At 31.3% G+C, this 12,830-nt stretch carries 8 protein-coding genes; all 8 read left to right on the top strand.

Translation table 11 applies throughout. The annotated features are described in order from the left end of the window. The first annotated feature begins 190 nt into the window (after positions 1-190). The 8 genes from IW20_RS15015 (at position 191) to IW20_RS15050 (ending at position 12,829) form a co-directional block, all read left to right on the top strand. On the top strand, positions 191-427 hold the full coding sequence (locus IW20_RS15015) for a hypothetical protein (RefSeq protein ID WP_035623924.1): 237 nt from the start codon (positions 191-193) through the stop codon (positions 425-427). Between the two features lie 165 nt (positions 428-592). Then, positions 593-1,573: a helix-turn-helix transcriptional regulator gene (locus IW20_RS15020; protein ID WP_035623927.1), complete on the top strand. Its 981-nt coding sequence runs from the start codon at positions 593-595 to the stop codon at positions 1,571-1,573. A 10-nt stretch (positions 1,574-1,583) separates the two neighbouring features. Then, the gene (locus IW20_RS15025) at positions 1,584-2,588 is read left to right on the top strand and encodes a helix-turn-helix transcriptional regulator (protein ID WP_165571449.1); all 1,005 of its coding nucleotides are present in this window, start codon (positions 1,584-1,586) and stop codon (positions 2,586-2,588) included. Positions 2,589-2,864: 276 nt separating this feature from the next. Beyond that, positions 2,865-3,800, top strand: a complete 936-nt coding sequence (locus tag IW20_RS15030; protein ID WP_035623929.1) for a PorP/SprF family type IX secretion system membrane protein — start codon at positions 2,865-2,867, stop codon at positions 3,798-3,800. Positions 3,801-3,822: 22 nt separating this feature from the next. Next, the gene (locus IW20_RS15035; protein WP_051885792.1) at positions 3,823-6,048 is read left to right on the top strand and encodes an OmpA family protein; all 2,226 of its coding nucleotides are present in this window, start codon (positions 3,823-3,825) and stop codon (positions 6,046-6,048) included. 359 nt (positions 6,049-6,407) lie between these two features. Further along, positions 6,408-9,185 carry an autotransporter outer membrane beta-barrel domain-containing protein gene (locus tag IW20_RS25400; RefSeq protein ID WP_051885794.1) on the top strand — a complete coding sequence of 926 codons (2,778 nt, stop codon included), beginning with the start codon at positions 6,408-6,410 and terminating at the stop codon, positions 9,183-9,185. A gap of 101 nt (positions 9,186-9,286) precedes the next feature. Next, on the top strand, positions 9,287-10,519 hold the full coding sequence (locus IW20_RS15045) for a gliding motility-associated C-terminal domain-containing protein (protein WP_035623932.1): 1,233 nt from the start codon (positions 9,287-9,289) through the stop codon (positions 10,517-10,519). A gap of 225 nt (positions 10,520-10,744) precedes the next feature. Continuing rightward, the gene (locus IW20_RS15050) at positions 10,745-12,829 is read left to right on the top strand and encodes a hypothetical protein (protein WP_035623935.1); all 2,085 of its coding nucleotides are present in this window, start codon (positions 10,745-10,747) and stop codon (positions 12,827-12,829) included. The last annotated feature ends 1 nt before the right edge of the window (position 12,830 follow it).

Raw genomic sequence — 12,830 nt, forward strand, 5'->3', positions numbered from 1 at the left:
ATAATAGTAGCTTATTTTAAGATATGTAACTTTTTATGTTGATTTTATGGTTCACAGTGGTAGTTAAAAAAGACACACCCAATATAATTTTGCTAAATCATTTTCATAACAACAATTAACGCGTTTTTTTCGTGAGTATTGATTTTGTTAGAAATTACTATGTAGTTAAACTAATTTATAAAAATGAATAATGAGCGTAACAATTATATCAATCATAGATTATGAACAATACTCTGTAAATGGGCATTTAGTATATAAAGATTCACTTAGAAACTGGGCGTGCAATCATGATTTATCTGTTAAGGAACATGATGCCTTTAGTATCTACGAAAAACTAATTATCAAAAAAGAATTAGCCAAGAAAAAAAGGAACTATATACTAGAGTATTCAGATTCAAAATTTACAATTAAGTTTCTAGAAGTTTAATTATATCTAATCAAAATATCATTTTACCTTCTTTCTTTTAACTTATTAAAAAACATTTTACGATTAATGAATTAAAAACACATTATTCAGTAAATCAAAAACTTAAGTATTAACATACAAAGTATTAGTTAAATAAAATTCAAAAATATAAAAGTCAATTTTAAGATGAAAACAATAATACATCACTATGATACTTCGCTTAATTGGATTGATGTATTAGCCAATGCAATGGGAGGTTCAATAGAAGGAAATTTCATTAAAGGAGACAATGAAACATACAAAGGCACTCACTTTATCTTACCCATAGAAGAAGGTATTACTGCTATGCTTATAGATACTACCTACAAGGAAGAAGTGTTATTAAAATATCGTAATGAAAATACCAATTTTATAGGTTTGTATTTTTACCTAACTAATTTAGATGTTAATTATATTCTGGATGACGAAGTCACATCGGTAGGAAAATTAAATTATAACTTATCTATTGTAGATTCTAGCATTGATATGGATTATCATGTTCAAAAAGGAACTCGAATATTTGTTGTCTGCATCATTCTTAACAAAGAAACTTTAAAAAAAAATTTCTCTAAAATTACCAAAATAGCTCCAATAGCCGACATTGTTCTTGACGCTCAAAAAAACACAATAATTAGATTAGACAGAATGGGTATTGAGAGTTTAATTTTAATAAATTCTTTCAGAAAAATACCTTATGATAGTACTCTTTATGAAATATTTTTTAGAGGTCTTGTATATGGTTTAATAGGCAACTATCTCAAGCAATTAACTCATAAAAAAATAATTATAGATAAAACAATTTCTGTAGATGTAAAGAATATTATAGCATCAAAAGCGATGCTGCAAAATCTTATCGAAGGGCCATTTCCCGGAGTAAATTTTCTGGCAGAACAAGTTGCAATGTCTCCTTCTAAATACAAAAAACTTTTTATCAAAATTTCTGGTGTAAACCCAGGCACATACTTCTATAATAATAAAATAAACAGAGCCAAAGAAATGTTAGAAACTGGAAAATTTACGGTTAATGAGGTGGCACAGAAATTGAATTATGCAAATGTTTCCTATTTAGCAAAACGCTTTAATGAGATGTATGGCATTTTCCCTAAAGAATATCAAAGCTTATTTTAAAAAAGAGCATATGGATGTAACAATACCCGAATTCAAGCATACAGCATCATTAACACCCGAATGGCAACAAGACTTTGTTAATGATTTAGGATGTACGCTAATCGATAATAAATTAATGAATTTCCCTAAGGACAAAGCAACTGGTTCGGGGTATTTTATAGAAATTTCGCAAGACATATCAGTACTTATTGTTGATGTAACACTAAATGAACCAATGCGCTTTACGCGAATGCCATCCGAAGAAGATTTTTGGATTGTTTATTATGATCTGAGCGATAATTTCAGCAAGCATTTTGTCGATGATATTAAGCATCAAATAGGGTATAAGTCTAAACTAGGATTTGCTATTATAGATAGTCATATCAAGAGTACTTATGTTTCTGTGGTGGGCGAAAGAAGCTTTTCTTTACGATTGTATATTCGTAAATCGTTTATCAAAAATTATTTTCATGATGTAATTTTAGAACAAGATTTCAAAAATGTCTTTAATGACAAAAAAAGAAAAATGTTTTATTATGGTCATATAGACAGCAGAAGCAAAGTTGAACTATATAACTTGAAGCAGCAAAAAATGAATGATTCTAATTATGAATTCTCATTAAAAAGCGTTGCTTACAAACTCTTTGGCTTTTTTTTAGAAAGATTAAATTCTAATATGCCAAAAGCTGGATCATTTCTAGAAAAAGATTTAAATGCCATTATGAAAACTCAGGAATACTTATTATCAAATCTTTTAATGCCATTTCCCGGAGTAAAATTATTATCTGGTCTTGCACATATGTCGATTTCAAAATATAGAAGTTTATACACAAACATATTTGGTATGAGTCCTGCAACTTTTTTTAAAAATGAAAAATTAATACTTGCAAAAGAGCTATTAGAAAGTGGTGACTTTATACTAATTAGCGATATCGCTTATGAATTAGGATATAGCAAAACATCTTATTTTTCATTGATATACAAAAAACATTATGGCAATTTACCTAATGAAGTTTTTAAAGCTAAGAGTTTTTAGAGGCGCTAAGGTTTAGTTTTAAGGTACTGAGGCACTAAGATTCCCGAAACTGCCACCTTTACCGAAACTGTTACTGAAACTGTTACTGAAACTGTTACTGAAACTGTTACTGAAACTGAAACTGCCACTAAAACTCACACCCTTTGTCTCTTTGCACCTTAGGACCTTAGCATCTAAAAACTAAACCTTTTCATGATGATTTTATGAATCTATGTGGTAGTAGCAAAAAAGGAAGATGCAATAATTTTGCCCATATTTTAATAAAATAGGATAAAAATGAAAAAATTAAATTTATTTATAGCAGTTATGTTATGCTGTTATTCCAGTGTAATGCATGGTCAGCAAGATGCTCAGTATACACAATATATGTATAACACTATTAATATTAACCCAGCTTATGCAGGTTCTCGTGGTACAATAAGTATTTTCGGATTGCATAGAACACAATGGGTTGGATTAGATGGAGCACCAGTAACTAATTCTTTTTCTATAAACACTCCCATTAGCAGTAATATGGGTTTAGGAGTTTCTGTAATCAACGACCGTATAGGACCATCTACTGAAAATAATATTTCTGTTGATCTTTCTTATTCAATCGAAACTTCACCCTTTTACAAATTATCATTCGGATTAAAAGGAACAGCTAATTTATTAAATATTGATTTTACTAAATTAAATATTTACGATCCCGCAGATCCTAGATTTCAGGATAATATCGATAATAAATTCTCTCCAAATATTGGAGCAGGAGTTTACCTTCATTCTGATAAATCTTACATTGGAATCTCGGTTCCGAATATGTTAGAAAAAAGTCATTTTAACAAATCAGCTAAAGACGAAACACAAAGTTATATTGTAAAAAATCGCATGCATTATTACCTAATGGCAGGTTATGTTTTTGATTTAGATTATAATCTAAAATTTAAGCCTTCGGTACTTGCCAAAGCTGTAGAAGGAGCTCCATTACAAACAGACATTTCGGCAAATTTTCTGTTTAATGAAAAATTTACTGCCGGACTTGCATATCGAATAAACGCATCTGTAAGTGGTCTTGTTGGGTTTCAGGTATCAAACTCCTTATTTGTAGGATATTCTTATGATGCTGAAACAACCAAACTGGCTAATTATAACTCAGGATCTCACGAAGTTTTTTTTCGATTTGAACTATTAAGCAGGTCAAAAACAAGAATGATGTCTCCAAGATTTTTCTAACTAAAACTAATTAAAATTAATTATGGGAATAAAAATACATAAGGTGCTTGTTTTGCTTTTTTGTTTAAGCAGTACTATAGGTTTTTCGCAAAAGCACAATCAAAAACTAAACAAAAAAATTGCCAAAGCTAATACAGAATATGAAAATTTTTCTTTTATAAAAGCAGGAAAATTATATGAAAGATTAGTCGAACAAGGATATAACTCTAAAGAAATATATGCTCGTTTAGGAGATACTTATTTTTTTAACTCCGATTATTCAAATGCACTGCCATGGTATACAAAAATGATAAAAAACAGCACATTTATCTCACCAGAATATTATCAGAGATATTCTGTATGCCTTAGAGCCAACGATATGCATGAAGAAGCACAATTAGTAATGGCGGATTATTATGAGAAATCAGGTAATAAAGAACAAGCCGAAAACTGGAATCCAGCCGTGTATCTAAATGCTATCGAAGAACAATCTGATAGATATGCAGAATTAGGCGAAGCAGGAATAAATTCGGTATTTGCAGACTTTGGTGCAGCATTAGTACCTAATGAGGAAGCAATAAAACAAGCTCTTGAAGTTATAAAATTTGAAAGAGCCGAAAAAACAAGAATCATAAAAGAAAATGCTGAAAAAAGAAGAAAAGAAGATAACAATAAACTAGCTGCAAAGGGAGAATACTTTATTCAGAAAAACGAAGAAAACGAAAATCAAGATATTGAAGTAATATCTTTTGAAAAACTTCCTAAATATAAAGAAGTAATTTATGCAAGCGCCAAAGATTCTGGAGTCTTCTTGAAACGCAAACATAATTGGAACGAAAAATCTTTTCTTAAGTTATATTCAGCACAAATTACTGAGGATGGAACATTAGAGAATGAAAAAAAAATATCTGGAGATATAAACACAAAATACCATCAGAGCACACCTGTACTAACAAAAGATGGCTCAACAATGTATTTTACCCGATTGGTTCCTTATGATAAAATAAAGAATAAGGCTGTAAATAAAAAAGCTATTGCTCAACTCAAAATTTTTCAAGCACAGAAGATAAATGATAAATGGGTTAACATTCAGGAACTTCCATATCCAATAAACATGGAAGGAACCTCATCTACACATCCTGCATTAAGCCCAGATGACAATGAATTGTACTTTGTGTCTAACAGAAAAAAGAAAATGGGCGATACAGATTTATATGTAATAAGCATAAAAAAAGGTGGTGGTTACGATAATAAAGTCAGATCACTAGGAGAGGAGATTAACACATACGGTAGAGAAACATTTCCTTTTGTAGATAGTAATGGAATATTATATTTTTCATCTGATGGTCATCCTGGCTTAGGCGGATTAGATGTTTTTGCTGCTGCAAAAGACAATGAAGGAAAATATTCAGTTATTAACGTAGGAAGACCTATAAACTCTATAAACGACGATTTTGCTTATGTTATAGATAATGACTCTAAAAAAGGCTTTTTCTCGTCTAATAGAAAAGGAGGAACTGGTGATGATGATTTATATAAATTTTTGGAGATAAAACCAATCGTATTTCCTTTTAAACTTAATCCCGTTTATTTTGGAACAATAAAAGATAGTATATCTGGTGAACCGATTGAAGAGGTTGAAGTAACAGTATTAAATGATTTAAACGAAAAGGTTAAAGTAATTTTTAGTGATAAATTAGGAAAGTATTCATTGGATTTACCGCCACTAAAAAATCACAATTTAGTTTTTAAGAAGAAAGGATATACAACCGAAAAAGTATTTGCAAAAGGGCTGAAAATCTCAGAAAAAAAAGAAATACCTGTAACTTTATTTAATGAGTTAGCTGTTATTGTAGATAATAAAGTAGTAACCCTTAAAGAAGGAGACAACCTTACTGAAAAATTAAAACTGAGTCCAATTTATTTTGATTATGGAGGATATACAATTCGTAAATCATCAAAACTAGAACTAGATAAAGTAATTAATTTAATGAAAACACGTCCTAGTATTTCTATCGAGGTACGATCACACACAGATAGTAGAGGAAAAGATGACTACAATTTAAGACTATCTAAAAATAGAGCAAAAACCACCATGGATTATATTATTCTGGAAGGCGAAATTTCTCGAGATAGAGTTAAAGGTGATGGATATGGAGAATCACAACTTATTAATAATTGTGATGATGGCATAAAATGTTCAGAAGCTGAACATGAGCTAAACAGACGTTCGGAGTTTATTATTATAATAAAGGAGCAGAACGAATAAATTTAATTTTTGTTAATGTTTGTTAGGTAAAAAAGAGTTTGACATTTTAATTAATGTCAAGCTCTTTTTTCGTTAAATGGGATTTAGACAATAGTCGAACTTTTTAATATTCTTTGGTCAAAATTAAAATCAAAACATTAATAGACAATCATTTACACAATTTAAAATTTATAACTTTTTATGTTGATTTTAAAAATTTATGTGGTAGTTCCCAAAAAAGCTGAGTATATAATTTTGTCAAATAATTAAAAGTCATGTTTAGAACAGTTAAGCAGTATATAATTAAAAAGAATATTGAGCTTAAGTTTTTTAACCAAGGATTATAAATAAAATTAATAACAGATTATAATTAAATTTTTATGAAAAATAGATTACTCCCATTAATTTTTGTTTTAGGAAGTTACTCAGCTTACTCACAAGTTGGAATAGGCACAACTATGCCTAATTCTTCTTCTCAACTAGAAGTTGTAGCAAATGATAAAGGTGTATTAATACCAAGAATTGAGCTAAAAAATTCTACTGATACCACCACAATTACAAATGGTAATGTAAATAGCTTATTGGTATTTAATACTGCAACTATTGCCGATATTAAACCTGGGTATTACTACTGGCATAATAACAAATGGAACAGAATTGTTATTGCTGGCGAAATTGAATCTAACAAAGGGACAGTTATTTATAATGAACTAACAAATGATTTTACTTATGTTGATGCTTCTGGTAGTAATCAAACAATAAATTTTGAAAGTATTTTAAAAGGCTTTGAGACTGTTACAACATTAACTAACAACAATAACGGAACATATACTTATGTAAATGAGAAAGATGATTCGGTAACTATTAATGTAGTTGGAGATGTTGCAAACAACTTCGAAACCATTGTAAACAATCCTGCTGTAACTAATGTTTTGAATAATTTCATTACCAAATCTGAAGGTACAGTATCATACAATGCGGTAACTAATGAGTTTACTTACACAGATGCTTCTGGAACAACACAAGTTGTAAATATCAATGAAATTGTAAAAGCAAACGAAACAATTACAACATTGGTAAAAAATGCTGCAAATGACGGAAAGTATCTTTATACAAACGAAGATAAAACCGAAACAACAGTAGATGTTGTTGCTGATGTAATTAATAATGCAAGCACAATCTTAAACGATCCTAAGTTTGTAACCGAGTTAACTCAATTTATTGATGCTAAAGAAACAGTTACAACATTAACCAACAATAATAACGGAACATATACTTATGTAAATGAGAGCGATGATTCGGTAACTATTAATGTAGTGGGAGATGTAGCGAACAATTTCGAAACTATCGTAAATAACCCTGCTGTAACTAATGTTTTGAATAATTTCATTACCAAATCTGAAGGTACAGTATCATATAATGCAGTAACTAATGAGTTTACATATACAGACGCTTCTGGAACAACACAAGTTGTGAACATCAATGAAATTGTAAAAGGAAATGAAACATTAACGTCACTTACTTACGATGCAACAGGAAAAACACTTAGCTATCAACCAGAAAGAGGTGATGCTACCGTAATTAAACTTGTTGATTTGGTAGGAGATGCTGAAACAATTACAACATTAACCAACAATAATAACGGAACATATACTTATGTAAATGAGAGCGATGATTCGGTAACGATTAATGTAGTAGGAGATGTTGCAAACAACTTCGAAACTATCGTAAATAACCCTGCTGTAACTAATGTTTTGAATAATTTCATTACCAAATCTGAAGGTACAGTATCATACAATGCCGTAACTAATGAGTTTACTTATACAGACGCTTCTGGAACAACACAAGTTGTAAACATCAATGAAATTGTAAAAGGAAACGAAACATTAACGTCACTTACTTACGATGCAACAGGAAAAACACTTAGCTATCAACCAGAAAGAGGTGATGCTACCGTAATTAAACTTGTAGATTTAGTAGGAGATGCTGAAACAATTACAACATTGGTAAAAAATGCTGCAAATGACGGAAAGTATCTTTATACAAATGAAGATAAAGCCGAAACAACGGTAGATGTTGTTGCTGATGTAATTAATAATGCAAGCACAATCTTAAACGATCCTAAGTTTGTAACCGAGTTAACCCAATTTATTGATGCCAAAGAAACTGTTACAACATTAACCAACAATAATAACGGAACATATACTTATGTAAATGAGAGCGATGATTCGGTAACAATTAATGTAGTAGGAGATGTAGCGAACAATTTTGAAACTATTGTAAACAATCCAGCTGTAACTAATGTCTTAAATAATTTCATTACTAAATCTGAAGGTACAGTATCTTACAATGCAGTAACTAATGAGTTTACATATACAGACGCTTCTGGAACAACACAAGTTGTAAACATCAATGAAATTGTAAAAGCAAACGAAACACTAACATCGTTGGCTTATGATGCTGCAGCTAAAACATTAAGTTATAAAGCCGAAACTGGCCCAACAACAGTTATAAATCTTGTTGATTTAGTAGGCGATACGCAAACATTAACATCACTCCAAGTAAATAGTGCAACAGGTACATTAGATTACAAAGATGAAAATAATGTTGTTACCCCAATTAATTTAAGTGCTGCTGTAAAGGAACCTTGGTTTAGTGCAACAACAAAAGCCGGAGCAACAACAAATACAGAGGATATTTATACTGAAGGTTGGGTAGGTATCGGGTACGATACTCCATCAGGAAAAGCTGGTGAAAAAATGAGAATAAAAGGCTCTATCACGACAGTAAACAGTACTTATGCCGATTACGTATTCGAAGATTATTTCCAGGGATTCTCTGATATAAAAGCAGATTACAAGTTTAAAGGACTAGCTGAAATAGAAGAATATATAAAAACACACAAACATCTTCCTGGTATTACACCAATTAATGAATTGGAAAAATCAGCAGAAGGATATGCATTTAATATGTCTGAATTATCTATTCAATTATTAGAAAAGACAGAAGAGATTTACCTACATATAATCGAGCAAAATAATGCAATCATAGCAAAAGACAAGGAAATTGAAAAAATGAACCAACGTTTAGAAAGATTAGAAAAATTAATCGAACAGAACACAAGTTCAAACAATCTCATTCCTATGAGCACAAACTAAAACACAAAAACACCTCTTTTATAAATAGTATAACTGAGGTGTTTAATATAGTCTTTAGTATAATTTGTCACATTTAAATTAAACACTTTAAATTAAAAAGTATGGCCAAATTTTATTTAAAAATAGTTACTACAGTATTATTTTTTATTATTGGTAAACTTAACGCACAAACCACAAATACAGGAGAAATTTCTATTCTGCCAGGAACAGAATTTGCAACAGTAGCAGATTTTGACAACAAGCCAACTGGAGATTTTATTAATGATGGACAATTTACTGTTTATTCAAATTATAATAATGATGGATTAGTAACTTTTAATCCTAAGGCAATTTCTGGGCTAACATATTTTAAGGGTTCAGCTGCAGCACAGATTATTTCTGGTAACGAGTTAAGCGAATTCAATAATGTACGGTTTGAAAACAGAATGATTCAACCAGCATTTTTATTATCAACACAAATTAACATCTATGGAGTTTCTAATTTTTATAAAGGAATAGTATCCAACAATAATTCTGGAGGTAAAGTCATTTTTGAAGCAAATGCAAGCCATGATAACACAAACGATGATAGTTATGTAGATGGTTATGTACAGCATAATGGAAATGATGAATTTCAATTTCCTATTGGTGATGGAGGTTATTTTAGACCATCAGCCGTAAATCAAAACAGTTCATCAAACGGTTTCTTTAAAAGTAAATATGTATTCGAAAATTCAAATGCATTACATCCGCACACACAAAAAGACAAGTTGATTTCCTTAATTAATACAACAGAATATTGGAAAATCGAAAGCAATCAATCAACCATAGATATAGCTTTAACACTTACGTGGAATAGTAATACAACTCCAAACGAAATAACCAAAGAAGATTCTGCCTATTCGCTAGCAATAATAAACTGGGACGAAGCACAATCAAAATGGATATACTACACTTCTGCTACAGACAACCAAAACGAAACCGTCACCGCAGCAATTAATAAAACAGGGATTTTTACACTCGGAAAAGTTAGAGTATCCAATGTAGATGATATTGTTATTTATAACGCAGTATCACCTAATGGAGATGGATTAAATGATTATTTCAATATTCAGGGATTAGATAAATTCCCTGATAATACTTTAGAAATATACAATCGTTATGGAGTAAAAGTTTATGAAACCACAAATTATGGAGCCAATGGAAATTGGTTCAGAGGAATCTCCGAAGGAAGAGTTACCATAAACAAAGGAGAAGGATTACCAACAGGAACATATTTTTATACTCTAAAATTTAAAATGCCAGATGGTGACTACAAAGATAAAGCAGGGTATTTATACATCAATAATGATTAATTACGACTTAGCCATAAATTAAAAATAAAAGCATAATCTATAAAATTGTTATGCCTTTACATACTGATTTTATGATTTAATATGGCAGTCTCAAAAAAAGCAATCGCTATAAATTTGCCCATAAATAATCCAAATTTCCAGAGAAATTAGTTTTTTAGAATATAAAACTATACTAGAGGTGATTAAACATAATGAGCAAATAATGAATTATTTAAATATTTTTATATGATACTAAATATTAACGAAAACAAGAAAATTAGATTTTGTTTTTTTATACTCTTTACTCTTTTGTTAGGATTTCCTGCTGCGATTACAGCACAGGAAAAGCAACTAGCACGTTTATCGACTGATATAAAAATGCAAGCTGAAAGCAGTGAATATATACCTTTAGTTGGAGGTACAAAAGTAACGCCTCTTTCTTCTGACGAAGGTATTAGTGGCGCATTACCTATAGGATTTACGTTTAATACAGGTAGAGATGAGCATAATACTTTTTATGTAAGTTCAAACGGTACTCTTACTTTCAAAACAAGTAGCAGGGCACATACGGCTCCTGTAGGGACTTCCTTAATCTTAGCACCTTTAATGGCTGATCTACATGGCTCTGGCGGTAGTTTTTCGTATAAAACAACTGGTGATGCCCCTAATAGGGTACTTACGGCAGAGTGGCATTCTTGGAGATGGTATTATACTCCTGTAAATTCAATAAGTTTTCAGGTAAAACTGTATGAAGGAACTAACGTTATAGAATACATATACGATCAGGGAGTCGCTATGGCAACGAATTATGAGACCGCAATTGGTTTTTATTATGGTGGAGAAGAAATGTACGGTGAAAAAGGAGCACAATTGTGGCTTACTGATTTTGGAACCAATCCTGGAACTTCAGAAACTTTTGTAAAACCTATTACTAATCGCCCGGCAAGTGGGCAGCTGTATCGTTTCATAAATAAAAGTACCATTATTGGTTATTTTGGACAAACCGTTATTAATGCTCCTGGTGGTACAAATGCTAATGATGGAATCAGGCTTAATATTTCTGGAGCAGGAAATATGCAGATTATAAGGAAGGGTATTGGTCAAATATATTCTATAGGTGATTTAGTATTAACAGGTACAACAAAGCCATTTGATATCGTTAGTGGTACGCATGGATTAGCACTTTCTATAGGGAGAGACATTTTTAAAAGCGGAACTTTAAAACCTTTAGGGGCTGTAGGAGTTAAAAATCTAGTTCCTATTACCAGTACACAACAGTCGCTTATCGAATCGACTCCTGGGCATTTTGAGAACACAATTAAAATGAAGGCAGAGAAAAATGGACTAACTTATTTATTAGATGTGAAATACACCTACGATTATCCTAATCCATATATTATTATAGATTATATCGTTACAATTCCTGCAGGTAATACTGAAAAAATACAGTTAGCACATGCCTGGGACACTTATTTAAGTGGAGGAGATACAGGGCCGGGATTTGTTAAAGGAACTGCTCCGAATTTAGTAATGGGGGTATTTAAACAGGCTTCATCTTCATACGAAGCCTTTCAATATAAAAGCGGTGTACCATGGTCTGGTTACCATTCAGCGCATTTTAATATGCTTAATAGTCAATTGAATAGATCAGAAGCTACTTACATGACTTACGGTAATGTAATTGATTCAAATCCCGCTACAGATAACGGTATTGGTATTTCTATGAACTTTGGTACAACTCCAGGTACTTTTAATAGTGAAAATGCTTTAATTTTTGCCTGTGAGGCAGGAGATGATGCACCAGTTTTAACCAGTTCAACAGTAAAACCATGTACAGGAACTTCGTTTAACCTAAACAGTTATCTAGGTTCACAGCCACCATTAGGATCTGTAATACAATGGAAAAATGCGTCAGGAGTAGTAGTTCCAGATCCTACAGATGTTACTGTGGCGGGAAAATATACCGTATCTTTTTTCTCTGATCTTTACGGATGTTCTTCTCCAAGTGCAACGCTTACTGTTACGTTTGATGCAACTTGTGCAGTTTGTTACAAACCAGCCATTACAGCAGGTACAGCAGCTCCTATAAAAACTATTATATCAACATTAGACAGGACAATTACACCTCGTGACTATGCCGATGCAAGAACCGGAAGTTTGATATTAGAGTCTAAAGAAAAAGGGTTAGTATTAACAAGAATAGCATCTCCAGAAACTGCAATTACAGCACCTGTAGAAGGAATGATTGTTTATGATACTATAAATAAAGTTATTAAATTATATAATGGTACAACTTGGAAAGCTATGACTCAACAAGCATGTCCTGATTAAA

Origin of the sequence: Flavobacterium hydatis (assembly GCF_000737695.1) — a bacterium.
Classification (GTDB): domain Bacteria; phylum Bacteroidota; class Bacteroidia; order Flavobacteriales; family Flavobacteriaceae; genus Flavobacterium; species Flavobacterium hydatis.

Coding starts and splice junctions, on each gene's coding strand:
- IW20_RS15015 (WP_035623924.1), top strand. CDS start 191: ATGAGCGTAACAATTATATCAATCATAGATTATGAACAATACTCTGTA.
- IW20_RS15020 (WP_035623927.1), top strand. CDS start 593: ATGAAAACAATAATACATCACTATGATACTTCGCTTAATTGGATTGAT.
- IW20_RS15025 (WP_165571449.1), top strand. CDS start 1,584: ATGGATGTAACAATACCCGAATTCAAGCATACAGCATCATTAACACCC.
- IW20_RS15030 (WP_035623929.1), top strand. CDS start 2,865: ATGAAAAAATTAAATTTATTTATAGCAGTTATGTTATGCTGTTATTCC.
- IW20_RS15035 (WP_051885792.1), top strand. CDS start 3,823: ATGGGAATAAAAATACATAAGGTGCTTGTTTTGCTTTTTTGTTTAAGC.
- IW20_RS25400 (WP_051885794.1), top strand. CDS start 6,408: ATGAAAAATAGATTACTCCCATTAATTTTTGTTTTAGGAAGTTACTCA.
- IW20_RS15045 (WP_035623932.1), top strand. CDS start 9,287: ATGGCCAAATTTTATTTAAAAATAGTTACTACAGTATTATTTTTTATT.
- IW20_RS15050 (WP_035623935.1), top strand. CDS start 10,745: ATGATACTAAATATTAACGAAAACAAGAAAATTAGATTTTGTTTTTTT.